This is a genomic window from Fictibacillus aquaticus (genome assembly GCF_002245695.1).
GTDB classification, from domain to species: domain Bacteria; phylum Bacillota; class Bacilli; order Bacillales; family Fictibacillaceae; genus Fictibacillus; species Fictibacillus aquaticus.
Window position 1 is genome coordinate 1,073,477 of sequence record NZ_NOII01000001.1, and the last position, 26,206, is coordinate 1,099,682.

Below are 26,206 nucleotides of genomic sequence, written 5' to 3' on the forward strand. Positions count from 1 at the left end.
TAAATTAAAAACAATTGTATAATAAGTTTGTAATAAATTGTAGAAATAAGGGGTGTTAATGAAATTGAAGTTATTAGAAGCAGATACTAAAAAATTAGAGTACCTTTTGAATTTATCTTATGGAACTTTATATATACCTTACAGCCAACGACCTTATGAATGGAAAGAAGAACAAGTATTAAGACTATTTAATGATTTTTATTCCGTATATACAAGTAAAGATTCTAGTAGTACTCATATTTTAAACTTTATTACTATTCGAATAGATGAAGAGGAAGGAAACAAAAAATACATTTATGATGGTCAACAAAGAACCGTTACTTCTTTACTACTATTATCAGCTCTTATAAGTGAACTTAGAGAAATAGATGAAAATTCCACTAGTTCAGCAAACACACTAACCAACTTATACCTCTATACTTCACATTGGAAAGATTCTTCCGCAACAAACTTAAAAATTGTATTTGATAATGTAGCTGCTAATTACATGCTTCATGAACATATTTTTAAAGGACAAGATCTTCCATTAGGACATGTATTTAGTGATTATGACAAAGCATTATATGAAAACTATTATTATATTAAGGATTTAATCCATAAGAGGTTTAGTCCAAAGCCTAATAAAGATGAAATCGTTGCTTTTATAGATATTGTATTAGAACATATACTAGTTATCATAATTGAGACATCGTTTGAGAATATTGCAGAAGAAATGTTTGAAACTTTAAACAGTACTGGATTACAGATTGAAGATTTTTATGTTCTTAAAAATACACTCATACAAACTTTAGATGAAGATACAGTAAAGCCAATATGGTCCTCAATTGAAATAAATACTGACAGAATAAATAAAAGTAAATTTTTACACGCTTATGTTAATACAATAAATGGGAAAACCGCTTCTAGCAATATATATAGTAAAATTTCTAATTTAATTAATTTAAAAGACCCTTCAACTGCAATAGACTTTCTAAATGAGTTAAAACGAACCTCAGAAATCTTTATGAAAATTGATAATCCTTCACAAAGAATCGATGGAACTCAGGATCAAAATAATAAGTATTTACAATGTGTAAACAATCTAGCTCTTCTAAGTGCTAATCAATATAAGCCTGTGATTTTAGCTATGGGTTTAAAAGATTATCATATATCTGAGATTAATATAGTATTGGAGAAAATAATCGCACTTCAACTTAGAAACATATTTATTGCTGATAATAAGGCAAATACTCTTGAGCTTTTTTACCCTGCATTAGCTAAATTGATTTATAAGGAAGAAATTACTGAAATAGATCAAATACTCTTAAAAATAAGTAATGAAATGATAAATGATGCACAACTCTATGAAAGTTTTAATAACAGACTTATAGAGTCTCGAAAAGATGAAGCTATAATTCGATTTATTTTAAAGGAAATATATAATAGTCAACATACTGAAATCGTTATAAATGCTAACTCCAGAGATGTTAATTTAGAACACATACTTCCTGTTATCCCTTCAGAAGGCAGTCAATGGTTAACAGATTTCCCTGAAGAAGATGAACGAAATACATTAAAATACAAAATTGGTAATTTAACAGTGTTGTTTAATAGATTAAATTCCAGAATAAAAAATAGTGATTTTTCAATTAAGAAATCTGCATATTTAGAAAGTGTAATCCCTCAAAATAAAATATTAGGAAATGTATCAGAATGGAAAAAACCAAATATTGACCAAAGAACTATCGATCTATATAATGTATTTAAAAATCTTTGGGCTAAATAATTTAAGCTGCCATTTTATAAATAAAGGGTTCCATTTTGAGGTGCTATTTCTAAAATACGTGCCGAAATGGCAGTCGTTTTGACATCGTTATTGGTATATAAAAAAGTAAACTCGCCATATAATTGGCGAGTTTCTTTATTAGGAATACCTAAACTTTATTTAACTAAAGCTCCCGTTACTTTAAGTACTTCTCTTAAAACTCTATTTCCTCCAATATAGCTTGTTATCATTCCTATCAGCGATAGCATAGTGATACTACACAAACTTAAAAGTCTCTGATGAAATTCCATTTGCTTCTAAGTCACTATAAAGGTACCTAACGATAACTTCCTTAACTATTTCTTCTTTGCTATTTGTCCACTCATTCGGAAGAGAAGTTGGTGCGTCCACATTCCAAGATATTATGTATCCAGGAACTGATGAATCATCCCAAGACACAGTAATATCTACGGACGCATCTGCAAGCTCAACATCATCATCACCATCTCCAAACCGGTTTACAACAATCTCATAATTATATGAAAAACGATAAGTTTCATTTTTTTTCAATGAACGAACATAATCGTCTTCATTTTCATAGCCATTAAACATTAATTTTCCCTCCCAAAATATAAATATCGAATTATAAAAAAGCTTTCCTGTTAATTGTAACATTTTGTAATTTTGTGAGTGTGATTTTTTTACTATCCTGCTCCGTTAGTTAAAGTAGGATATATAATACTGTCACTCAAAACGGCACTGAAATTGACAGTAGTTTAGGCCGTCTTTTTTAATTGTACAATACTTATTGTCCATCATAAAATTGATGTCAATTGTTATGTCAAAGTAAAAGAATTTCCGCAGAAACCTTGATAAATAAAGAAAAAGACGTATAACAATTCATACGTCAATTCTTGTGTCATTTATTAAGAAAGCACCCGAAAACGGAACCCTTTATTTTATATAATATAAATGGCAGCTTTTCTTTTTGTATTGATATATAAAGCTTGGAAACAGTAATTTAAGTAATATTATAAAGATTACCAAATTCAATCTTTATTATTTCTGAAAATAAATTTTCTACTACTTGATTCCTAATAATTTTGTTTTTACTATTATAATATTTTAAAACTATACTAACGTCTAAACCAAAAGCTAATACTAGCCCAAACTCACTCTCTTTATTTTTAACACTCGCAAATCCAAGATATTTTATTCCTGATGTATAGCTACTTGGAAATAAAAATGTATTATATATTTTTATTTCTTGCTTAGATAATGACAGTCCATAAAACAACTGTTTTACTATTTCCCCCCATCCAGGAAGTTTATCAATCCCCTCTTTAATACGATAATATTTAGCATCAAAAATGAAAATTGAATCTCCTTTACTGAAAAGTATGTCTGGAATCTGTGCAGTCAATTGTTTATTATCCTCAAATATCCAGTACGGGTTTGGTACTAAAGAATGTAAGCTTCTCATATTTCCAATAAAATCTGCACAAGCAGCTTCCCATATGTTTGCAAAATGAGCTGTTACAAATACATTCATAAGGTTAGCATTAACTTTTCTATTAAGAAAAGTAATTAAATGCTTAAAAAGCCTCGTTTCTCGATCAATATTTGTATTTCTTAAAGATTTGTTTAAGATATACAACATGTATTTTAATGAATAATTATTATTTGGGAAATCATGCTGGTAATCAAAATCAAATAACCACCCATAAGAGTCTTTAACCATTGTTAATACTATTGAATGCATAATTGTTAATTCTTGATCACTTACAATATCATTTTTAGATGTTATTACATCTAAATAGTAGAACTTTTTATTAATTATTATTGGAGATTTTTGTTTAATGGATTTTGACCATTCAATCCTGCCATTTCCATTTTGCTGCTCTTTTCGTTTATTAGTATGAATAAGACCGTTTTGCTTAAAATCCTCAATAATCCAGTTTGCAGTTTGGAATAATTTAGATGAATTAGCACTTCCCATCCACGTTAACTCTTCGGCACCCAATATATTTGTTGAGGAGTATTTATTCAAAGTCTTTAATAATAATTGTGTGGTTAATACCTTTTCCTTATCATGTGAGGGTATATACATTCCCTTTGGAAAAATGATAAAAAATTCCCCGTCGTGTTCGAGTATACCTACTACTTTAAATTTTACAGAACCACTATTGGATTTTTCACAAAAACCTCTTTCGTAAAATACGGATGGAATTTGCGTTCCATTTATACTTCTCCATTCGTATTCGATAAAAAAGTGACAATTATTCATAAGTTTCATCGTTTTCAATATCACTGTTCTGTTCGTTATAAAGCAGCTGATCTATTTCTTCAATAAATATAGGTTTATTACCCGAAATAAATGCCTCCGACAATTCAGAGAAGGTTGCGAATTTTTCATTAAAGAATTCATTACGTTGATGTCTTACTACATCATCCCAAAGATAGATCAATAACTTATAAGCGATTTTTTTATTATCGGCTAATTCATTTTTCTTAATAAAATATTGTCCTATCAACTTGTCTTCATTGATTTTCAATGATGAGGCTAAATATTTATTTAAAATGGATGCAAATTTAAACCACGATATTGAATATCCAGCATATCTTAATGGAGTTTGTGCATGTCCTGCATCTGAGAAGGAGATTCCCAAATATTCAAATTCCCATCTTCGTTTAAAAGCAGAATCTAAAACAAATACTCCTTGATCAGCACTATTCATTGTAGCAAATATGTTTAAATTACTTGGTATTCTGACTTCAGTAATAAGTATCTCTCGATCATTATTAATAAAAGTTAAAATATCTGAGTTCTCAATTGAATATTCACTCCATCCAACTTCATCTCTGTCTAAAAGTTGAAAAATATCACCAAATACTCCTGCTGTATTTGCTCTGTTTATTTCCTCAATTATTAAAGTATGTATTTTATCAGGATTATCGTAAGCAATTTTTAATGCTTTCAAAAATGGTCCAGGGATAAAATCATATGTAACTTCACCATTATTATCCTTCCCAGGTTTTAATCCACCAACAAATTCAAAGTAGGTATATTCTGGGTGGAATGTAACTCTAAGTCCATCTTTTCCTAAACTGAAACTCTTGCCTACGCCAGGTGCACCATATATGATTTTATTTATACCACCAGTTACGAAGTTACTTATAAAGGTTTGTTCTGTTTCTTTAACTTCTGTATTATAGAGTTCTTTGTCTTTAGTTGGAGAAGAAGAAAAATCGATATTATGTAAAAGATTGAGGTTAGAAATGTAATAATTTAAAAACTGTTTCTTAAATGCACAAATTAAATTATTTCGATTATCTCTTGTTTGTATAAAACCATCTCTAAGTGCTATTGCTATTGAATTTATATCCACAAAACACGATTTTGACGAACCATGATTTTTATTTTTTTCAGTTTCCCAAGCAACAATAATGGGTTCAGTTTCTTCCCTATAATATATACCTAGAAGCAATCCTTTTTTTGCAGACTGGGAATAATTATCAATTTCAAACCCTTCACTTCCTGAAGATCCAATTTGGATTCTCTGCTCATACTTACGAGACTCCCTACCTCCATTAGAAATTCGCCAGCAATATATATATAAATCAATCGCAAAATTGTTTGCACTTATTCTAAATTTAAAAGGTTGAGAAGCTACCTCTGAATGATCTACATTCCATCCGTTACCCCTCAGTGCACTATTTAATATTTGTACAATTTCATTACGATTTGGCCCAATTGGCTGTTCTGCCAACTCCACAGTGCCATCTTTGTTAGCTTGATAATAACTCGGCATATCATAACCTCTCCTCTGACATAGGGAATTTTATACATTTAATACTACCATAAAACTAATCGATAATAACTTTTAATCATGTTATAATAAACAATCGTAGTTGTTTATTATCGCTTCAAAACAGAGCTAATGTTTGGTATAATAAACTTAAGAAAAATAAATGAATAAGGGACTGATACATTATATGAAGGCTATTAGTCTTTTTTCTGGTGCTGGTGGATTAGATATCGCTAGTTTTATGGCTGGTATACCTGTTGCATTCAGTATTGACATAGAAAAGGATTGTATTGAAACATTAAAAATAAATGAAGAATTCCATAATACAACTGCTATTTGTGGAGATTTAAGTGAGTTTTCAAGTGAACAAATTAAAGGTCTTTCTGGACTAAAAGAAAATGAAAGTTTTATTGTAATTGGAGGAGCACCTTGTCAACCGTTCTCAAAAAATGGATATTGGGTTACTAATAAAATCCGCCGAGGTATAAATGATCCAAGAGCAGATCTTGTCAATCAATTTCTAAGGGTTGTCACGGATCTTTCTCCAGATGGCTTTGTTTTTGAAAATGTTGAAAGTTTATTACACCCTACTAATAAAGTTATTGTTGATTCTTTTATTGAAATAATTCAAGAAGCTGGTTATCGATATAAAATCGTAAGGGCAAATTCCTTAAACTATGGTGTTCCACAGAAAAGAAAAAGACTTTTTATTATTGGAACCAAAGGCAATTTTAAGACAGAAGAACCTTTAATTACACATGGTGATTCAGAAGATCTATTAGATTCTCACCTCAAACCTTTTGTTTCAGTTGGTGAAGCCATTTCTGAATTTGATAATGATATGTACTTTGAAAAAGAAGAATTAACTGTTGGTGGTACATACCATGAAGATTTGTTGGAAGTTCCTCCAGGCATGAATTATAAAGCGTTAACCGCATGGGCAGGTTATCCCAACCCTAAATTTGTGGCAGACAAACGTTTTTGGAACTTCTTATTGAAATTACATCCAGATAGACCATCATGGACAATCACAGCCCAACCAGGACCTTGGGTTGGCCCTTTTCATTGGAATTCCAGAAGATTACGTGTTCCTGAAATAGCAGCTATACAAACTTTTCCAAAAGGTTATCATTTTTTTGGTAATAGACGATCTATTCAGAAACAAATTGGAAATGCAGTTCCTCCATTAATGGGGAAAGCTATGATAGAATTTTTAAAAGAAAGTCTTGATGGATTACCTGTTAGTAAAGAAAGTGAATGTATTGGAATTAAATAAATCATTTGTGATTTTCCATTTTTGAGGTTGGTGAAGAAATATGAATGTTGTAAGTCTTTTCTCAGGTGGCGGAGGAATCGACGTAGGTTTTAAAAAGGCTGGCTTTGAAATACTTTATTCCACTGATATTGTAGAAGTTGCATGTCAAACACTTGATAAAAACAATATGGGTAAAATTGTAGAATGTAAGGATATTAGAGAAATAGATTTTCTCAATTTACCTAAACGTCTTGAAGTAGAAGAAATTGATTGTTTAGTGGGTGGACCCCCTTGTCCTGCCTATTCAAAATCTAGATTTTACAGAACTGAAAAGAAACGTGCATTAGAAGATGAAAATTCTTTTACTTTACATGAGTATTTTCGAGCATTAGAAGAATTACGTCCAAAGGTGTTTTTCTTTGAAAATGTCCATGGGTTTATTTTCAAACCCCACCAAGCAGCTTTTGATTTACTAAAAGAACGTGCAAATGGTTTAGGTTACCATATCACTTGGGATGTTTTTAATACAGCAGAATACGGTGTTCCTCAAACACGTGAACGTTTTATATGTGTAGGTATAAGAAAAGATTTTGGTGATCCTTTTGTTTTTCCGAAGCCAACACATTACATCCCTGATAAATACGATTCCATTAAAGATCAGGGAAAAAAACCTTGGGTGACTTGTGGGCAAGCTATAGGCGATATAGACTTTGATTTACCTGAAGATGCCGAAATGCAAGCAGGATCAAAGCATAAAGATTTGCTTAGAGAAGTTCCCCCCGGAGACAATTATCTTTATTTCACGGCTGAAAGAGGACATCCTGAACCAAAGTTTAAATGGAGATCTCGATATTGGTCATTTCTTTTAAAATTATCACCTGATCGACCATCTTGGACGATTCAAGCAAGTAACTCAAACAATATGGGACCATTTCATTGGAAAAATCGCTTTCTGAGAATATTAGAAATAAAGCGAATTCAAACATTTGACGATGATTATGAAATTCTTGGAGACTTTAAAGAGCAATGGCGTCAAATTGGAAATGCGGTCCCCCCTCTTTTTGTTACGGCTATTGCAAAAGAAATTAAAAACCAATATTTTGCCGAAAAAGGAAATATAAATCTCAAACATGGTAGGCAAATGGAATTGGAATTTAAAATGTAAAAAAAGCGTTCCATATCGAGGAGCGCTTTTTTTATTATGTAAAACTAATTTAACAACTTAAATCACTAACTCAGCAGCAATGTAAGATATTTAAGACACAAAATAAATTTACCCTTTTTCTAACTTCATCAAATACTGGACTTCCTATTACATTCTATAATTTCTTTTAATTCACTAATCGATAAAATGTTTTCTTTTTTTCGATGTATCATTCTATGACAGTTAGAACAAACTGGCACTAAATCGTCTTTTGGATTTATTAAAACTTCTTGACCAAGAGTACTTAATGGCATAACATGATGAACCTCGATGAAATCTTTTCCCCGATCTCCATAAACTAAAGAAAAATTAAATCCACAGACTATACAAGTCACTCCATGGATCTCGATCGCCTTTTTTCTGTTTTCCAGGTTTCTTTCATACCGCTTCCCATAATATTCTTTAACTATACCCTCTTTATAATAATCATCTTCTTCCGCCTTTTCTGAATCAATATCCTTTGCAATTACTTCTTCAAACTGTTTTTGATTCTCTAATTGATTAATGAGCCTATAAAGCGACTGAATAACTAATTCAAAATCTTTATCCTGTTGTTCCATAATATTTATGGCTTCCGTTATACTAATATTTTTAAAAATTCCTTTATGTTTATCTCTAAGACCTATATAGTGAAGAACATTCATTGATTCATGCCCTGTTTTTTTATTTGATGCAATTCCTAAAATATTTTGATCTAATGATCTGTGTGGTTTTGCATTAAACATGTACTCATATATAATGGTATCTCTAATATTGTAACTATACTTTTTATATTCCCTTGAACGTTTTGACGGTTCTAGATCCGGAATGATTATTACGTTATTTTTCTTATTCACCATTATGTAGCCTTCCCTTCCTAGTCAAGAATTCAGACCTACCAACGTTATGGAGTTCATCTCTTTTCGCACCTATAGAACTTTGACAGATCTTCCTTGTTAGAAAATTAAACGGATAAATTCCAGAAGCCATGTTATAGTCTACTCTATCGCATAAAATTTCCATTACGATTTTAAAAAGTATTAATTAATAACGTATGGTGAATTCCTCTACACAAAAGCCCAAGAATATCTTGGGCTAAAAAATTATTGACTATTTTTCAGATTATTTAACCTCTTCGAAATCAATAGAATAAACACCATCCTTACAACTTTTGATATACGGGCAATAACGACAATGTTTTCCGGGATTGGCCTCATGGAGGAAAATATCCTTTTCACCAATTAAATTCCCCCTGGCTTCTGCATAGCTTGTAGGCAATAAGCTTAGATAACCAATTCCCTGACTATAACTAACTCCATCCACTTCCACTTTTTTTGGAGATATTCCCCTATATCGATATTTTGTTGTTATATAGTCATGGAGAAAGTCTTTCTTCATACTACTCCATTGTGGAAACCAAGAATCTACAATTGATTTGATATCTTTTGTTTCTTTTCCGAAAAAGTTTAAATATTTTAGAACACTAATGAAATTTTCATACAAAAAGCCATGATGGAAATCGCAGGTGAAAGTAGTATGTTCATTTAAGATAAAGCTAAAAGATGCTCTTTTAGGGCAAACTTGAGCTTCTCTTTTCATTGTATAAGTCCATTTTGTTGGCAGTGCTAAGTTAGTTGGTGATTCTTTTTTCTCTGATTCATCAAGTTTATAATTCCAACTACTTTGTTCTTCTTTACAACCAAGTAACTTAATGTATAAATTAGGTTCTAATCTAGACTCAGAACCCAAATTTTTCACATAAGAAAAACGAACATCATCTGCAGAATGCAAAAGAACATATAGAAGATACCTAGTTATAGTGCTATTGCGTTTTTTTCTCTCTTCGAATAATGAGAGCTCAGGTATTTTTTTTTCAAATGAACTTAAAAGTTCTCTTGAAATAGGCCACAAATTATATTTCTGTTCAACGGGAAGTGCTTTATGATCTACGAATGCAAGATGATAGTTTCTGTTTATTCTAAAAGGTGCTCCATCAGCACTGTCAAAACTAAATATTTTTTCAATATCTCCATCCTCTTGGCTTTCATCCAGGGAACCATCTAAATAGAACAATAATCCATTTGTTATATCCTTTAATGAAAACTCAAGTTCATCGTCTTTTAACTGAGAAATATCATTAATGATACTCTTAACAATTTCTCTTTCAGAATCGTCGAAATAGTTTTCCACCTGTTTTAATACGAGTTGTTCCAATTTTCCTAAATGAGTTTGCATATCAACTCTATTGTTATCCCAACCAGAGAACAATGCTTCTTGAATTTTTTCAAGCTGCTTTATTCCATTAAGAATTACATTAATTTCGTTAACTTCAACTGAAAAGTATGAAAGTTGCCTAAATGGGAGGGCATGAAACTTGTGTGTTCTATTAGCTAATGCTTGTTCATTATTCTCAAGAACCTTCTCATCCCACAGTTTAATTTCGTTTATTAAACTTTCAATCCTACTATACCATTCCTCGAACGTTGTGACGTTTTCACAATAGGGAATAATTTTCTCGAGAGATTTTACATACGAGCGCATATTTTCATCATTCACAACTAGACATCCTGATGAGAAACAGTCGAGAACCACTTCAGGTGTTACGTTCTCCTGATATTTCACATCACCTGTTACTGAATTAGTTGTTCTAGTTTTAAACTTATGGAGTTGATACAAATACCTACCAACAGGATAATCAGTCAGTTTTTGAGTTGAAGAAGGAACAAGACCATTGGCAATCAATTGTTCCTCTACTTCTTTTGCTCTAGGAGTAACAAGATGATATGGTTGTTCAGAAATTTCAGTATCTAACTCTTGTATTTCCTTATCTTTCTTAAGAAGCTTAGATTCGCCTTCAATAAATTGAGGAAGATCAAAGTAAGCTGTGAGCGTTTGTTCAATCTGAATATTTGATTCTCCTTCTAATGATTCTATTAGCTTGGCTGCAAGAGGATGTAGAGCTACAGGTTGGTCGACGCAGGACAAAACCTTATTTTTATCCATGCCTAGAAAGTACTTTACTGTCTCAAAAGTTTCAGGAAATCTCTGATCATAAGAATTCAGAAAAATAAGTTCGTACTCTTTCTCAAGTGCTTGAAAAATTAATTCCTGAATTGGTGTAATGAAGTAAAACCCATGCAGGATAAGCTTTTTATTTCTTAAAGAAGTATCAATTGCTTCTGAAAAGTTTTTAGGTGGTAGGTTACTTGTTGTTCTCTTTACCGTTTTTATCGCATCTGTAGATTTTTCGTGGTAAAGTTTTTTAGCCCAATTGATTAACGATTCTTTAAATATTTTTATTTCTGTCTCCTTTGTAAGAAATCTTTTTAATATTAATGAATCCCTGTTTAAGGTAAACTCCATTTCGCTCCAAACTGTTTTAAACAGTTTCTCTGTGTCAGTTAAATCTTTTTCTTGTTTAGAAATATCATTGGAAGTTATGCCAATTTCAGTAAGGGTTCTAAGTGTACTTAGTAATTGCATTTGATTTCTTTCTTTTGCCTGCAATTTAAGAAGATTATCCCCCTTATCTTTTTCCCATAACTTTGATAACACTTCAGATAACTGGAGAAACTGTTTTAGTTGAGCTTTAGAAGATGACCAACTATCACCAGCTAATTCTTTAAATAGTTCTTTAAACGTAATTATAGGCCCTTTAATCCATTGGTAGGCTCTTAAAGATTCTCCTATTCCAGATTTAAGACTGTTGGTTGCCACAATATGAATACAATCAACATACTCTTGTTGAAACCGCGAATCAGATCGTATTAGTTGCGAAGGTGCTTGATAGGTTAATATTTTTCTCATCTATTTCTTCCCCAGTTCCAGTCGAATAAGATCAGACCAATTATACTTGTTGTTTTTAAAATATTTTGGTGTTTGAGTCAAGACATACAGACGATGTTTCGCCCTAGTCATTGCTACGTAAAGAAGTCTTGCTTCTTCTCTAATAATTTCTTTTTTCTCTTGTTCTTTTAAATTCTCGTATAATGGAGACACAATTGACTCAGTTCTCGAGACGTTTACTTTTAATTTCCAGCCCGCTTTAAAATTGTCGTTCTCTTTTGTCACTATCATCTCTTGGTTAGGTTTTTTCTCAAAAGGTGATTGTGTAAAAGGTATGAATACAGTGTCAAATTCTAATCCTTTCGCCTTATGAACAGTAATAACTCGTACTAATTTTTCACAGTTCGTGATGTCTACGTCCATCTCGTCTTCGTTTCTATTTGTAGCTATTTGTACTTCAAGCCAATATCTTAAGTTATAAATGCTCACTGCACTTACAGAATTCCCTTCAGCGGCAAGTTCAAGCATTCTATATAGATTCAATCTATATTTTTGAATATCATGTAGTTGTTTATTTGATGAGGCTAATACATTTTCAAATCTATTGGTCATTAAAAATTCGTAAATTACATGGAGCGTAGGTTTAATTCGTAAACCCTTTCTTGCTTCTTCAAGGCCTTCTATTTCGTCAAACAATTCTTCCGCCAGTATTTTTCTTTTGTCCCCTTCATGTGGCAATAAACGTTGCAAATCAAACGCCTTCTTAGTGAAAGGAGTTTGATAAAGAGCGAAATAACTTTCAGGATCATCGTCATAGCACATAGCATTAAATAAGATTAATAAATCCTTAGCTGCTTCAGATGCAAATAAATCCCCTCCTGTTTTGATCTCATAATTAAAGCTTCTATCCGCTTCTCTTATTTTTTCAAGAATTTTGCGTATCTCTATAGCCTGGTAATTTGTTCTTACCAAAATAGCTAGCTCCACGGGACTTTTACTTTTATCATCTTTTTCAAGGGTTTTATAAAGATCTTGAATCTTATGAGAAAAATCATATTTATTAATATCATCGATTGATTCAAAACGATATTGTTCAATGTATTTATTAGTCGATATAGTAGGCATTAACCGATTTTCTATAAATTTTCCTTCATTATCAGCTAACGGAAGGATTTGATCATTATCATCTCTCCACGTATCAAATATGTCTTCTAACTTGTTTAAGAGAACTCCATTTGTGCGATAGTTCTTTTTTAATCTATAGTCTCTTTTAATGTTCTTCTGTCCAAGCTCTTTACTAAGCACATCGAACGCTGTGTAATTCGCACCCCTAAATCGATAGATTGATTGCTTTATATCTCCAACTACAAATAATTGAGCACTCGTTAATTCTGTTAAACTTTTAACTAAATTGATTTGGATGTCGTCAGTGTCTTGAAACTCATCCACGAAAAGGTATTTAAAAGGTGCTCTCAAATGTTTCAAATCAAGAAACTTTTTAATATCATTAATTTTTTGTGTAAGATCGTTGACTGTAAGAGTATTATTATTAAGTTTCAGTTCATTGAATCTTTTTTCACATTCTAAAAGAACTTTTATAAACATATAATAGTAGTTTTTGTTTATTTTTTCTGAAGGTATATCTCCCCAACTAACCTTACTATGTTGTTCTATCGTAATTCCTTTTTGTTCCAGTTGGACCCAAAAACTATCTACCATTTTAATTAATTCGTATTCTTTATTTTCACCTAGTTCTTTAAAAGTTAGATTGTTATTTCTTATATATTTATCTAGTTCATCCGCTATGATTTTTCTTCGAACAACGGTTAGTGTTCGTATCGAAAAATTACTCCCCAGCCCTAAGTTTGTACTAAAATCTTGAAGTAGGGTTTTCGCGAAGGAAGGAATTGTCATAATACGCATAGATGGAACTTGTTCACTCCATCCAATATATCGAGTGTCACCAGTTATTAAAAAAAGTTCATAAAGCCTTTTTGAAAGTTTGGATTTCATATTGTCTGCCGCTTCATTTGTAAAAGTAATCATTACAATATCATCAAGTGTTTTTAGATATTCCATATGCAGAAGATAAAAAATACGGGAAATCATCGTTTCTGTTTTTCCACTGCCTGCTCCTGCTTCAACAATTAAATGTTTATCCGTTTGTGCATGTTCTGTTTTGTATTGTTCAAAATTAAAAGCAGATTCATTGCCGATTTGTTCTAATAAGGTAGCATCTTTGAAACTATATTTTCCATCTAAAATCTTCAAATCATGTTTTGATGCATCCCGCCAAGAATGAACCCTTAAATTCTTTAGTGTTACTAAAGACTCTGCTATTAAATGCGGAGAAATCCATTCTACTCTTACCCCGTTCTTTAAGAGTTTTTTCAAGAAATCTTCATGGTTGTCAGCCTTATCTTTCCCAATATAAATATAAGAATGTAAAGGTAACTCTACATTTATAGGATTCACAATCTTCTTAAATAACGATTTTGCGTTTTCAACCACTGTTGGCTTCTTTTTCTCAATAGGAAACATATATGTAGATTCATCTATCTGATCCATTAATGTACTACTATTTTGAAGTTTGCTATAAACCGTTTTAACATCAGAAGTGCTATATACATAAAAGCTATTTTGTTCTGTCCCGATATTTACTGCATTTACTTCTGAACCAAATAAAGGCAAATAATAATCTGGATACTCTAATGTAACATGCCTTCGATTGCTTTGCTTTTTCTTTAAGGGAATATGGCTGTCGTTCCCGCTAAATAGCTGCAAACCTAGTTTTTTGTTCTGCTTAGTGACAACTAAATCTTGCTTTGCCTCAATATCATAAGCATATGAGAGTAACACATCATCAAATTTTTCGCTTTCTATTAGTTTAAAGTAAAAATGCAAGTCACGAACTAACGAAGGATATGCATTCGTTGTCTTATAAACTAGCGCATGATAAATTAAACCATTAGGAGAAACATGGTGATAATATTTTTTCATATAGGCTCGCACAAACTCATCTTGGGATGGCAATGTTCTCATGTCAATTATCAAATCATAAAGAAACGCAACAAAAACAGGCATCTGCTCTTCTCTGACAATTGGGTGTCTTTTCATTGTAAATGGATTCTTTTTAAAAGTTTCCTTTATTATATCCTCTATATTTTGGGAACTTCCTATGAAGTCAACCACAATCGCTTCCCTAGAAATTGTTATATTACTCAAAAATATTTCCTCCATCGACTTTATTTAGTTAATCCTTTTTATGGGGGTATATGATAAAAAAATAAATCATCCTTATTTTAACATTCCTTTTTTAATATATCGATGCCATCTTTTTCAAGAAAGAATAAAAAACACACCTTGTGAAAAGGTGTGTTAAGAACAAACTTAAGTAACATTAACCAAAGAATTTACATGTAGATTAATATTCTTTTGTAACAATTCTAAAAGCTTAATGCCTCCTTGTTTATCTAATCTTTCATTTCCTTGTTCACATCCAGATAAATGAGTACAATTTGGACACCCATTCGTGCAAGAACAAGCATTTAAAATCCCACTAGCTTTTCTCAGTATGTGGATAAACCTTTCCTCTACTGCATCCACAATTCCAGCTCCGCCTCCTCCAGTTTCATAAATTACCAGCGTAGGAAGATCGGAAAATTCTTTCATAGATACTGAAGATATTACCCCAAAATCGGAATTGGAACATTTCACAATTGTTGGAATAGCTGAAGCTATAGCATGTTCCAATACATGAATGCTGCTTTCAGTTAAGTATTGTTTGAAATCATCGTAAGACAATAGATTAATCCACAATCCATCCGTAGAATATTTAACTGGATACATGTTAGACTCTTGTAAATCCTCTATGATTTGTCCTCCGTATAATGATACTTTCTTAAAACCCCACATTCTTCGAATTAACTCAAATGTCCCTTTTCCTAACTCAAAAATTTCACCGAGGTTGGACTTGGTATTTTTTTCTTTCAGCACTAAGGAATCCGTAATATGGCTGCGTGTTGTATATTCAAATCGCTGTTGAATGACATGTATTTCACCACTTTGCTGAATTATCCTTTGTACTTTATAAGTTTTCTCTTCATGTAGAAAAACAGCTCCGTTATGATAATCACGTAACAAAGACCTTTCGTCTACACCTTCAAGAAGTGTTTCAGTATTCATGCCATTCTTGAGAACAACCTTGTATACTCTTCCGTTAATCAGGAGGTTATTATATGTAATTTTTTTAGGTTTCAGTTTCCACTTGGATTCTTTAACATCCCAACTATCTAAGAATCCTTCCACCTTTCGAATGTTTCCTACTCTAAAAAAAGATTGAGGTAGACTTAGAGTTCCGTTTTGCTCATAAGCAGCATATTTTAAATGTTCTGAAATGATATTAGGATTGTTTACATCTATTGTTACATGTTCAGGTTCTCTTTCAATAAACTCTATAGGATTCTTTGCATAATATTGTTCAAGAGGATCTTCCTGAAAAATTTGTATTACTAATCCAGGTCCGTTCCTACCAACTCGGCCAGCTTGTTGTAAAAAGCTAGCTTTGCTTCCTGAATACCCCACCATAATACATAAACTTAAATCACCTATGTCAATCCCCATCTCTAATGCTGATGTACTTACAAGACCAATAAGTTCCCCTTGCTTTAGCTGGTTCATTAATTGGTGTTTTTTAATTGTCGTCAGTTGAGCATGAAAGGGAGAAAATAATTCATTAGGGATATCTCTTTGATCATTAAGTTCAATAATACGTGAACGGATTGCACGGTTTAACTCGAAGCTCGCTGTAGATGTAGCTCTTCTATTACCATAAAACAGTAATGTTTTCGGAAGTATACCGTGCTCACTAACTATATGTTTTAGAATTTCTATAGCCTCAGAAACTGGTGCACGCCTAGTCCGTAGCTCTTTTTTATTTTCTAACAACGCGGGATTCCACATTAAAATCTCTTTTTCGAATGAAGGACTTCCATCCTTATCGATTAATGTGAAGCCTCTAATTCCTTTTAATCCTGTTAATTCTTCTGCTAATTCCTTTGGATTTCCTATTGAAGCTGAGCATGCTATAAATTGGAGAGATGTGTTACCCAACTTCTTGCAAAGCATTCTAAGTCTTCGCATAACCATAGATACTTTAGAACCAAGTACACCATTATAAGCGTGTAGTTCATCTAGAACTACATATTTTAAGTTTGCAAAAAAACGAGTGCAATCGTTACCTTTATTTCGATAATGATATGGGCCTTGTAATAGATAGTGCAAAAAATGGATGTTAGTCATCCAATACCTAGCGTTTTTATAAGTTAATTCTTTTGCCGCTTCACCATTCCCACTTTCAAGGACACCAATGCTAATTTCTTTACCACCGAGTTTTATCTTTTTATATCCATTTAAGTCATTTTTTTCAGTTGCATCATCATTCCATTTACTTAGCGTCTTAAGTTGATCATGTGTTAGTGCTTTTAAAGGAGATAAGTAAAGAATCGTAGCATTTTCATTAGTAAATAATTGTTCTAAAGCAGGTAACGTATATACTAAGGATTTTCCTGAAGCAGTCCCAGAAACAATGACAACATTCTTCCCATCTCGAACATCGTTAATAGCTTCAGCTTGATGAGAATATAATTTTTTTATCCCAAACTCATTCATTTTTTTTGTAATTGGCTCTGGTAATGAAGTTCGTATGTCACCAAATTGTGCAGTTCTTTTTGGGACACTATAATGTTCTACTTCTGCGCCGGTGTTATTACCAGCAATTTTTAGTTTTTGTAAAACAATTTCCAACGGAAATTCTGAAGGATTCCACGACTCAATCCTATAATCTTTTAATAATTTTATTTCTTCTTTATTCATTAAATTTTCCAATATTGATATATTACATTGTCCACAGTAAATCCCATCTGGTTTGAGGTCAATTTTATTACTTTTAACCCAATCCTTCTTGTGAATCCCATTAGTTGCTTGCAGGATGTTTCTTTTAAAAGGAATATTTTTAAATCGCCTGCTAATTTGGTAAAAATCCCTTCCTTTATTACCAGAATCTAAGCATTTCTGACAAATTAACGGCATATAATTTCCTCCTCTGGCTTAGGCCATGCAACCTCTAATAAGGATTGAAGTACCAATTGTGCACCAGCCTTTGAGAGATTATCATTATCTTTTCCAGGATATTGAATGCAAGATGGGCATCCACCTTTACAAGAACATTTCTGAAGTAACAATAAACCATTTTTTATTATTCTCTGCAGATGCTCAGCAATTGCTAATGTTGTACCCATACCACCTGATTGGTCACCGTAAAATCCAATGATTGGTCTATTATTAAAATTCGCTAAAGAAACTCCTGAAAAACTTGAAACATCTTTTCCGTCACAAATGATACTGTCTGGAATAATAGATAGCAGGACGTGCTCTGCTGCACGAATTGCACCATCTAATTTATCTTCATAATCAGTCTTTAATTTGTCTGTAATTATGCTTGGAATACTTATCCACATTCCTTCAGATTGAAAAATCGTAGATAGCGGACTTTCTAAATTCACTTTCTCTTGTTGTCGGGATGCAAAATATGTTTTTTGATAAGAAAAAACATTTCTTCTAATATCTAGTATTCCAGTGAACACTAACAAATCCTGTATTTCAAGAACCTTTTCACTTTCATTTATATCAATTGTATCTTTGAAGATGGATTGAGTGTAGTATTCAATTTCACCGTTTAAAGGTGTTAAGAGAATTTGAAGACTATTTTTATTTATTGCATCAACTCGATAAGCTTTTTCATTTGCATTCCAATGAATCGCATCCTTATGGAAATCTCTAAAAGCCGTCCATTCATCAATCCCCTCAAAAAGAACCTCACGATTCCTTGTAGATAGTACCTTATACAAGACAGAAGAACCCGATCTTAAATTACACCGGTCACTACTTTCATCCTCACAAATAATCTGTTGTTTTAGTTTTCTAGCATACTCTTCGTCCTCAACAAACCAAAATACATCTTCAGTAGTCAATGTACGAGATAATTCTTTCTCTAAATATGAGAGATGCAATAACAATAGTTGTTTATTTCGGGGATCTATTCGTACAACCTCAGGTGGTTTTTCCAAGAATAGTTCAGGGTTATTCATGTAATATTGTTGAAGAGGTTCATCTTCAACAATCATAACTGAGACCCCTTCTCCATTCCTTCCCACACGTCCTATTTGTTGAGAGAAAGCCGCTTTACTTCCTGGATAACCTATCAGCAAAGCAAAACTAAGTTCTCCAATATCTATCCCGACTTCTAATGCGTTGGTAGCAAGAACAACATGGACTTCGTTCTTTTTTATAGAATCAATAACCGCTTTTCTTTCTTCAACACTTAACATCCCGTTATAAAAGCCTGTGAGCTTTAATCCATTTACTCTTTCTCTAGGTAATTTTAATACTTTTCGTAATATATCTTTCATGTATTTGGCTGTAACCTTACCTTGCAATCTAGATCCTTGAAATACAATAGAACGTATTACTTTTTTATCCTGAACTAAGATATCTTCTGTAATAGCTAACGCATCTGTTAAAGGAGCTTTCCTCTGTCCAGTTCCTAGAGTTTCACCTGGGTTCCAAAAAACAACACTTCTCTCTTTCTGCATCGAGCCATCATTATCAATGACTTTGAAGTTGTTTAAGCCTGTCAAATCTTTCGCTACCAAATCTGGTCTGTCTATGGTTGCTGAACATAATATAAACCGAATATTATTGTTTCCAAGTTCTTCACAAACTTTTCTCAACCTACGTAACACCATAGAGACATGGGTACCAAACGCTCCTCTATAGAGGTGCATTTCATCAATAACTATAAACTTTAAATTCTCTAAAAATTCTTTGATATGGGCATATTGCCTCCCCCGATCTGCAAAATGCTTCAGTAAAGAATGATGTATCATATCCGGGTTAGTAAACAATATTCTTCCATCTTTAATAAGTCTGTTCCTTGAACTTAGTTGTGTATCACCATCATATCTACCATAATGAATTTTATTGTTACCGAGAGTGATAAATCTTTCAAACCAACTATCAATCTCTGAATCAGATTCAGTTCCATGTTCTTCTGTCCATCTATATAATTGCTCTACTTGGTCATCAGCAAGGGCTTTTGTAGGGAACAAATAAAGAGCTTTAGCATTTGAATTTTCTATTAAACCATGCAAGACCGGTAGGTTATAAGACAGTGTTTTACCTGAAGCGGTTTGCGTGACTAAAACTACATCATTTTGTTTTCTTACGGCATTGTAGGTTTCAGCTTGATGTGTATATAGAGAGGAAATGTTCATTCTATTTAAAGCTTCAGACAATTCAACCGGAAGATTTCCTTCAATTTGTCCGTATCTCGATGAACGTGCAGGAATTTTTTGCACGAATATTTCTGAACGTTCCTTTTCTTTAAGTTTTTCTAACTGTTCTACAATATGAGAGGAGTTAAATTCCTTGGCATAAACCCCAGGAATTCTTTTATCTAATAATGTATCAGATTCAGCTTGATCTAAATTAATTGGTCCATTACAAGAAATACAGTAAACACCTTCATTTAAATTATTTAGCCATTGTGTAGACGCATCTAGTTGACTCCATTCTTCTAATGACATTCCGAATCCGGATTCATATTTAACTATCCTGAATTCGCCATTTGTTGAAACTAACCTACTAAATTGAATGCCTTTTAGCATTGAACCACAAGTACACTGTAAAAATGCCATGACCTTTAGCCTCCTAAGAGATTTTGAGTAAGTAAATTATAACATCCAAATATAACATAAATTGGTATTATTGTTAAAAAGAGATTTAGTTTTTCAAATAAGGTTTCAAACTGGCTTTTTTGTCTTTAACTCGATAGAATTACCTGATGAAAATTTTATTTAACTAAAGAAGAAAAAGGAGGAAAGAAATGAATTTCGCAACAATAGGTACCAACTGGATCACCGAACGTTTCATAGAATCCGCAAAACTAAACGAAGAATTCAATCTTACAGCTGTTTACTCTCGAACCTTCGAAAAAGCACAGGATTTTGCAACTAAGCATGGTTCTACTTCTGTCTTCACCGACCTGGAAGAGATGGCCACAAGCGATGTGTTCGATGCAGTATACATTGCAAGTCCCAACTCACTTCATGCTGAGCAGGCAATTTTGATGATGAATCATGGGAAGCATGTGCTGGTGGAGAAGCCGGCTGCTTCTAATTCTGCTGAACTTGAGGCGATGGTGCGTGCGGCGCGTGAGAATGGTGTGCTGCTGATGGAGGCGATGCGTTCGACGATCGTTCCTAATTTTAAGAGTGTGATGGAGAATCTGAAGAAGATTGGGCCGGTGCGCCGCTTTGTTGGGAGTGCGTGTCAGTATTCTTCGCGCTATGATGCGTATAAGGAAGGAACGGTACTGAACGCGTTCAAGCCAGAGTTCTCGAACGGCTCGCTCATGGACATCGGCATTTATTGTTTGTATCCGATGGTCGTGCTGTTCGGCAAGCCGGACAGTGTGAAGGCGAACGCGTACATGCTCGAGTCCGGTGTGGACGGGGAAGGCAGCATCGTGATGGGGTACAATGACAAAGAGGCGGTCGTGATGTACTCGAAAATCACGAACTCGTATGTGCCAAGCGAGATACAGGGCGAGAACGGCAGCATCCTCATCCACAGCATACTGGAGATGGATAAGGTCGAGATTCGCTATAAAGACGGAAGTGTTGAGGACATCTCAGTCACTCAGGACAAGCCGAGCATGTATTATGAAGCGAAGGGATTCATGGAGCTTGTGCGCGCGGGTAAGCTGGAGTCGCGGATCAATTCTCATGCGAATTCTAAGACCGTGATGGAGATTATGGATGAGAGCAGACGCCAGGTTGGGTTGGTGTTCCCTGCTGATCAGAAATAAATAGCAAAAGGGCGTTGCCGGCTTACGGCAATGCCCTTTTTTAGTGAACAGCTATGGAAATTCGTTCTTTTAGTTGTTCTATTGATAAATACTCGCCATGTTCTTTTCGGTGCAACATCGCATGACAGTTCGGACAAACAGGAATTAGATCATTTATCGGATCCACTACATAGCCTTGCTTTATTTCGTGGAGCGGTTTAATGTGATGAACATGAATGAAATCTTTTCCTACATCTCCATAGGTCTTTTCAAAATCCATTTCACACACGTGGCACTGTGCTCCGTAATGCTCCATACATTTTTTTCGAGCAATTGGATTCCTTTCATATACATTAACGGTTACCGTTTTAATCTGCCCTTCTTCTAACGTTTCAGGCACTACTTCTGGATAAAAACCTTCTGTTAAATCATGTTCAAAGAATGACATAATATAATTACAAAGTTTTCCGCTAAGTTCCATTGGACCCTGAATATTTCCATTCAAACCATGTTCACGTAATTGCAATAGAGATAATTCTGTAGAATCAATCTCATCTACTAATCGTACTTTTGTCCAATTCCACTCTTTGGATTGCTCAAACTTGTCTTTATCCTTCCAAAACATGCTATTGTATTGAACTTCATCCTTTGGAAGTAAGCCTTCTATTACTTCAACTTTATACCGCACTTTTTGAACACCCTTTGATACATATACAAATACAATATCTCCATTTTCAAAATTTCTTGAGCGTTTCCAATTTAAAATGTCATAACGGCTAAATGCACGGTCTATGTCATATTCATTGGGATTAGCTGACAGTAGCCAAATACGTCTTGCATTGGGATGTCCACTTTCTTCAAGTTCTTTGCGCCGCTTCTTTGCAATTTCTTCTGGTGCAATAAAAAGATATTCGTCCTGGCCTTTTGTGTATGGAATGTGATAAACATAGCCACGCTCGATGGGGTCATAGCACTTCGATACAGCTGTGCTCAGGTGCTCTGACAGGAATCTTGCTGCTTCTTGAATAGATTCTGCTTCGAATAAAAGCTCATCATTTTTGATAATTGTAATAGGGTTAGCCATGATATAGTCTCCTTTAGATAAATATGTATTATTTTCATATTACTTTATAAAGGTAGAAATTAGTGGAAACAATTTCTTACTTACTACAGGAGTTAAGAATTAAAAAGCGAAAGGCATTGCCGAATTACGGCAATGCCCTTTTCTTTATTTATCTTACAGGTTGTACGGCCTTTTCCATATTTTCTATAATTTCGTTCAGTTCGCCCAAATCAGCTATCGCATAATCGGCTGCTTCGGCTTCGTCCCAGTGGGGGCAAGTTTTCCAAACAGCTGTCATTCCAGTGTTCTTTGCGGCTTCTACGTCATTTTTCGGGTGGTCGCCAACGAAAATGCACTCCGATGTCTTCACGTTTAAACGCTCTGCTGCTCTCTCGAACAAAAGTGGATCGGGCTTTCTCAGTCCCTCCATTTCAGATATAAGGATTGTGTCGAAGTATTCCTTAATGCCTAATGCCTTGATGGTATCATTTTGAAAGACTCCGTATCCGTTTGTGACCAAACCTAGGCGCAGCCCTTTTTTCTTAAGTCCATCCAGTGTGTCTACAAGATTCGGAAACGGTGTGCAATGATGCTTAAATTGTGCTAAATAGTCATTCAGAAGTTCTCCAGGCGGCATTCTCCTGACAGCGAGTTCCTCGGCTAACTTCTGATACACTTTATCCTTCCACACGTATCCGTTCTGCTCAAGCTCAATGAATTTTTCTGCAAATAACTTTTTGGGGATATGAGACAGCACGGGAGACAGACGGGTATGCTGGTCGTCTACAAACTTCTTAACGGACGTGTCGCGATCCAAAAGCGTCCCGTCCAAATCAAACAATACAGCTTTAATCAAAATGGCACTCTCCTATCCTTGCATTCTCTGTATAAAGGGTGGATACCCTTAATTGCCGCTTAGCACGCTTCATTTACTCAACTTGTTCATACTTGGTAGTAAATAACCCATAACCGGCCTATATATCGTTTGCCAACTATTTGTTTACAACCCTAGTTTTTGATCCAGTTCATATTTCTGCCGCAGATGATGGCGAAAATGCATTCCGACAAGAACAAACCACTCCTGTGCATTCAGCCAGCCAAAGCCCCCATGTTCATCTTTGTAATTAGGGCATATACTTTCTACTTTCATTTCTAATTCTTTCATTCTATTCATTAGCTGATCCAGCTCAAGCATTATGTCCTCTCTATTTTTTGTATTGTCAGGCGGGCTATTAAGTTCATCCGGTAATTTGATTTTAATTGGCGGAAACATGCCAATATTAAATAAGTATTCTCCAAACTCTGTCTTCCCCTGCTTTTGTTCTATAGCCGTGTTCGCACAAGCATCAACACTATCCAGATATTCATGAGCCACAACAATTAAATGGTCATACATTTGACCGAGAGACCAAACACCTTGCTCAGGTATATGCCTTAATTGCTCTGGTGAATAGTTCTGCAAAAAACGTTTATATGTTTCAATCAATTTCAGATCACTCATGTTATATCACTTCTTTCATTTAAGTTTAAGAAATTAAACTTCAAATCAGTTCTTTTTATAAAAGGTGAATACCCCGAATTAATACTCTGCATGCTTCTTTTACATAGAAAAAAAGCATTACCAACTCGGCAATGCTCTTTTCTTCACACCCGTTTTTTCACAACAAAAATAGTCAGCCCGATCGTAAAGAAAATCGCACTCATCCATGACATGACGATGAAATCCAGTGTCTGAGAGCTGACATCTAGATACAGCTTTGAACAGAGGTAAACAACGTAGCCGGCTGAAAGCATGATGAATGAATTGGTAAATGCTTTGGATAAGATGTATTGGCCTCTCTCGTCCTTTCCTTCGCCACTGAGAACAAACTTTACATAAGCAAAACTACCGATCATATAGCCTAAAAATACGATTACCATCATGACTGTCATCACTGTCATCTTATTTTTCCTCCTCTTCAATTGAGAATATGTCCGTTACCTCTTTGCCGAAAAGACGTGCGATTTGAAAAGCAAGAATTAATGAAGGATTATACTTGTTGGCTTCTAAGGAGTTAATGGTCTGCCGGCTGACGCCCAACTGCTCTGCCACATACTGCTGCGTCCACTTTTGCTCAGCCCGCAGTACATGCAGATTGTTTTTCAGCTTCATAAACCTTCCATCCTCCCTCCTTATGATTTTCCTTGATTGTAATATATTTTATACAAAATGTCAAAAATACATTACACGTGAATAATCTTCAGCAAGTCCTTTTACAGGTAAATTTGCACAAAAAAACTCAGAGCTTTTAACGCTCTGAGCTTGACATAAAGCTTTTATACGAATACTTATGAGCTAACCTCTACCTCCTCACTCCATAATCTTTGGACATTCACTAATTCCAGTTCGTTGAATTCCATTCTATAAATATCAGGTTTTGTTGTATTTTTTAGGAAACTCAAGTCGTAATGATCATTGAAATATCCCATCATTAACGTCATAACAGCTCCGTGAGAACCGAAAACAACTTTTTTATCTCGATAGGTGTTTAACAGTTCTTTTAAAACGGTAACCGCCCTTTGTTGACAATCAGCATTTGATTCTCCGCCCTCTAAAGTAAAGTCGGGATTTAAGAATGACTTTTCTAACAGAGGAGCCAATTCCTGATCAGATACCCGATTTCCATCAGGGGAAAATATCCTTTCTTTCAAATCTTCAATCACTAATACATCCTTTCCTATTTTTTTTGCTAAATTTTCGACAGTTGAAATAGAACGTATGTATGGACTTGAAACCACGATATCAATCTGCTCATCTTTCAATAAATCAGTTACTCGCTGAGCATCTACAAGACCCTTTTCGGTTAAAACTCTTGTTCTTTCATTACCTTCTTTAGGCGACTCACCGTGCCTTACCATATAAACAAACGTACTCATACTTTCCTCCAATAGGCTTTAAGGATGTATAAAAAGGTGCGACACTTCTTACAATGTCGCACCTTTTGAAATAACTTAGCCATAATTAATTTAAAGGCTACTTTCCTTGTAATGTTTTATAAAAACCTGCACCTGTATCTTCAAAACCTTTACTTCTATAAAAATGATGAGAGTCAACTCGTCGTTTTCCTGTGTTCACCGCAAGTTTATTAATCCCTTGCTTTTGTGCCCATTCTTCCGCACTATTGATTAGTTGTTTTCCGATTCTTTTGTTGCGATGCTCTTCTTTTACGACGAGAGCAATGATCCTTACATATAATTCGTCTTTCTCATAGGCATACCCTCTAAACATTCCAACCATACCCAGTAGAACACCGTCTTCATCGGCAACCAAAGTGTGGTAATTAGGATCATGATTAATCTTCTCAAAACGGTTCTTCATTTGCTCTTCTTCTGTCGGGTATCCCAAATCTCCCATTAGGACAGCCAGTTCGGGGATGTCGCCTTTCTGCGCTTCTCTAATTACCATTCTGACTCTCTCCT

The 26,206-nt window shown here is 34.0% G+C and carries 19 protein-coding genes; 4 read left to right on the forward strand and 15 right to left on the reverse strand.

The window, feature by feature from the left end:
• Positions 1 to 58: 58 nt before the first annotated feature.
• Positions 59 to 1,765, forward strand: coding sequence for a DUF262 domain-containing protein (locus CGZ90_RS05615; protein WP_240515351.1), 1,707 nt, complete (start codon positions 59 to 61; stop codon positions 1,763 to 1,765).
• A 255-nt stretch (positions 1,766 to 2,020) separates the two neighbouring features.
• Here the strand turns inward: CGZ90_RS05615 and CGZ90_RS05620 are convergent, their stop codons facing one another.
• The 3 genes from CGZ90_RS05620 to CGZ90_RS05630 form a co-directional block, all read right to left on the reverse strand.
• A complete protein-coding gene (locus tag CGZ90_RS05620; RefSeq protein ID WP_094251327.1) occupies positions 2,021 to 2,356 on the reverse strand; it encodes a hypothetical protein in 336 nt (111 codons plus the stop codon).
• A 409-nt stretch (positions 2,357 to 2,765) separates the two neighbouring features.
• On the reverse strand, positions 2,766 to 4,040 hold the full coding sequence (locus CGZ90_RS05625; protein ID WP_240515384.1) for an LlaJI family restriction endonuclease: 1,275 nt from the start codon (positions 4,038 to 4,040) through the stop codon (positions 2,766 to 2,768).
• Entirely contained in the window at positions 4,024 to 5,556 is a 1,533-nt protein-coding gene (locus CGZ90_RS05630; protein WP_094251329.1) for an AAA family ATPase, read from the reverse strand. Before CGZ90_RS05630 ends, CGZ90_RS05625 begins: the two co-directional genes overlap by 17 nt.
• Before the next feature lie 184 nt (positions 5,557 to 5,740).
• Between CGZ90_RS05630 and CGZ90_RS05635 the strand changes: the two genes are divergently transcribed.
• Entirely contained in the window at positions 5,741 to 6,829 is a 1,089-nt protein-coding gene (locus CGZ90_RS05635) for a DNA cytosine methyltransferase (protein WP_240515352.1), read from the forward strand.
• A gap of 40 nt (positions 6,830 to 6,869) precedes the next feature.
• On the forward strand, positions 6,870 to 7,973 hold the full coding sequence (locus CGZ90_RS05640) for a DNA cytosine methyltransferase (RefSeq protein WP_094251331.1): 1,104 nt from the start codon (positions 6,870 to 6,872) through the stop codon (positions 7,971 to 7,973).
• Between the two features lie 128 nt (positions 7,974 to 8,101).
• On the opposite strand, the gene CGZ90_RS05645 is transcribed toward CGZ90_RS05640, so the two are convergent.
• From CGZ90_RS05645 to CGZ90_RS05665, 5 genes are all read right to left on the reverse strand, one after another.
• Positions 8,102 to 8,851 (reverse strand): HNH endonuclease, encoded by a 750-nt coding sequence (locus tag CGZ90_RS05645; RefSeq protein WP_094251332.1) that lies wholly within the window; start codon positions 8,849 to 8,851, stop codon positions 8,102 to 8,104.
• A 262-nt stretch (positions 8,852 to 9,113) separates the two neighbouring features.
• Entirely contained in the window at positions 9,114 to 11,798 is a 2,685-nt protein-coding gene (locus CGZ90_RS05650; protein ID WP_094251333.1) for a hypothetical protein, read from the reverse strand.
• Complete coding sequence (locus tag CGZ90_RS05655; RefSeq protein WP_165766780.1) at positions 11,799 to 15,002, reverse strand: UvrD-helicase domain-containing protein; 3,204 nt, start codon at positions 15,000 to 15,002, stop codon at positions 11,799 to 11,801.
• A 165-nt stretch (positions 15,003 to 15,167) separates the two neighbouring features.
• Positions 15,168 to 17,867 carry a DEAD/DEAH box helicase gene (locus CGZ90_RS05660; protein WP_094251335.1) on the reverse strand — a complete coding sequence of 900 codons (2,700 nt, stop codon included), beginning with the start codon at positions 17,865 to 17,867 and terminating at the stop codon, positions 15,168 to 15,170.
• Positions 17,858 to 20,533 (reverse strand): DEAD/DEAH box helicase, encoded by a 2,676-nt coding sequence (locus CGZ90_RS05665; RefSeq protein ID WP_094251336.1) that lies wholly within the window; start codon positions 20,531 to 20,533, stop codon positions 17,858 to 17,860. Before CGZ90_RS05665 ends, CGZ90_RS05660 begins: the two co-directional genes overlap by 10 nt.
• A 188-nt stretch (positions 20,534 to 20,721) precedes the next feature.
• Here CGZ90_RS05665 and CGZ90_RS05670 point away from each other — a divergent pair, with 188 nt between their 5' ends.
• A complete protein-coding gene (locus CGZ90_RS05670) occupies positions 20,722 to 21,705 on the forward strand; it encodes a Gfo/Idh/MocA family protein (protein WP_094251337.1) in 984 nt (327 codons plus the stop codon).
• A gap of 40 nt (positions 21,706 to 21,745) precedes the next feature.
• Here the strand turns inward: CGZ90_RS05670 and CGZ90_RS05675 are convergent, their stop codons facing one another.
• The 7 genes from CGZ90_RS05675 to CGZ90_RS05705 all read right to left on the reverse strand — a co-directional run bounded on the left by CGZ90_RS05675 (position 21,746) and on the right by CGZ90_RS05705 (position 26,192).
• The gene (locus CGZ90_RS05675; RefSeq protein WP_094251338.1) at positions 21,746 to 22,768 is read right to left on the reverse strand and encodes an HNH endonuclease; all 1,023 of its coding nucleotides are present in this window, start codon (positions 22,766 to 22,768) and stop codon (positions 21,746 to 21,748) included.
• Between the two features lie 148 nt (positions 22,769 to 22,916).
• Positions 22,917 to 23,603: an HAD family hydrolase gene (locus CGZ90_RS05680; protein ID WP_094251339.1), complete on the reverse strand. Its 687-nt coding sequence runs from the start codon at positions 23,601 to 23,603 to the stop codon at positions 22,917 to 22,919.
• Positions 23,604 to 23,747: 144 nt separating this feature from the next.
• Positions 23,748 to 24,248: a DinB family protein gene (locus CGZ90_RS05685; RefSeq protein WP_094251340.1), complete on the reverse strand. Its 501-nt coding sequence runs from the start codon at positions 24,246 to 24,248 to the stop codon at positions 23,748 to 23,750.
• A 143-nt stretch (positions 24,249 to 24,391) separates the two neighbouring features.
• Positions 24,392 to 24,688 (reverse strand): hypothetical protein, encoded by a 297-nt coding sequence (locus CGZ90_RS05690; protein ID WP_094251341.1) that lies wholly within the window; start codon positions 24,686 to 24,688, stop codon positions 24,392 to 24,394.
• A gap of 1 nt (position 24,689) precedes the next feature.
• Positions 24,690 to 24,899: a helix-turn-helix transcriptional regulator gene (locus CGZ90_RS05695; RefSeq protein ID WP_094251342.1), complete on the reverse strand. Its 210-nt coding sequence runs from the start codon at positions 24,897 to 24,899 to the stop codon at positions 24,690 to 24,692.
• 176 nt (positions 24,900 to 25,075) lie between these two features.
• On the reverse strand, positions 25,076 to 25,663 hold the full coding sequence (locus tag CGZ90_RS05700) for a histidine phosphatase family protein (protein ID WP_094251343.1): 588 nt from the start codon (positions 25,661 to 25,663) through the stop codon (positions 25,076 to 25,078).
• A gap of 97 nt (positions 25,664 to 25,760) precedes the next feature.
• The gene (locus CGZ90_RS05705; RefSeq protein WP_094251344.1) at positions 25,761 to 26,192 is read right to left on the reverse strand and encodes a GNAT family N-acetyltransferase; all 432 of its coding nucleotides are present in this window, start codon (positions 26,190 to 26,192) and stop codon (positions 25,761 to 25,763) included.
• Positions 26,193 to 26,206 lie beyond the last annotated feature (14 nt).

Coding starts and splice junctions, on each gene's coding strand:
- CGZ90_RS05615 (WP_240515351.1), top strand. CDS start 59: ATGAAATTGAAGTTATTAGAAGCAGATACTAAAAAATTAGAGTACCTT.
- CGZ90_RS05620 (WP_094251327.1), bottom strand. CDS start 2,356: ATGTTTAATGGCTATGAAAATGAAGACGATTATGTTCGTTCATTGAAA.
- CGZ90_RS05625 (WP_240515384.1), bottom strand. CDS start 4,040: ATGAAACTTATGAATAATTGTCACTTTTTTATCGAATACGAATGGAGA.
- CGZ90_RS05630 (WP_094251329.1), bottom strand. CDS start 5,556: ATGCCGAGTTATTATCAAGCTAACAAAGATGGCACTGTGGAGTTGGCA.
- CGZ90_RS05635 (WP_240515352.1), top strand. CDS start 5,741: ATGAAGGCTATTAGTCTTTTTTCTGGTGCTGGTGGATTAGATATCGCT.
- CGZ90_RS05640 (WP_094251331.1), top strand. CDS start 6,870: ATGAATGTTGTAAGTCTTTTCTCAGGTGGCGGAGGAATCGACGTAGGT.
- CGZ90_RS05645 (WP_094251332.1), bottom strand. CDS start 8,851: ATGGTGAATAAGAAAAATAACGTAATAATCATTCCGGATCTAGAACCG.
- CGZ90_RS05650 (WP_094251333.1), bottom strand. CDS start 11,798: ATGAGAAAAATATTAACCTATCAAGCACCTTCGCAACTAATACGATCT.
- CGZ90_RS05660 (WP_094251335.1), bottom strand. CDS start 17,867: ATGCCGTTAATTTGTCAGAAATGCTTAGATTCTGGTAATAAAGGAAGG.
- CGZ90_RS05665 (WP_094251336.1), bottom strand. CDS start 20,533: ATGGCATTTTTACAGTGTACTTGTGGTTCAATGCTAAAAGGCATTCAA.
- CGZ90_RS05670 (WP_094251337.1), top strand. CDS start 20,722: ATGAATTTCGCAACAATAGGTACCAACTGGATCACCGAACGTTTCATA.
- CGZ90_RS05675 (WP_094251338.1), bottom strand. CDS start 22,768: ATGGCTAACCCTATTACAATTATCAAAAATGATGAGCTTTTATTCGAA.
- CGZ90_RS05685 (WP_094251340.1), bottom strand. CDS start 24,248: ATGAGTGATCTGAAATTGATTGAAACATATAAACGTTTTTTGCAGAAC.
- CGZ90_RS05690 (WP_094251341.1), bottom strand. CDS start 24,688: ATGACAGTGATGACAGTCATGATGGTAATCGTATTTTTAGGCTATATG.
- CGZ90_RS05695 (WP_094251342.1), bottom strand. CDS start 24,899: ATGAAGCTGAAAAACAATCTGCATGTACTGCGGGCTGAGCAAAAGTGG.
- CGZ90_RS05700 (WP_094251343.1), bottom strand. CDS start 25,663: ATGAGTACGTTTGTTTATATGGTAAGGCACGGTGAGTCGCCTAAAGAA.
- CGZ90_RS05705 (WP_094251344.1), bottom strand. CDS start 26,192: ATGGTAATTAGAGAAGCGCAGAAAGGCGACATCCCCGAACTGGCTGTC.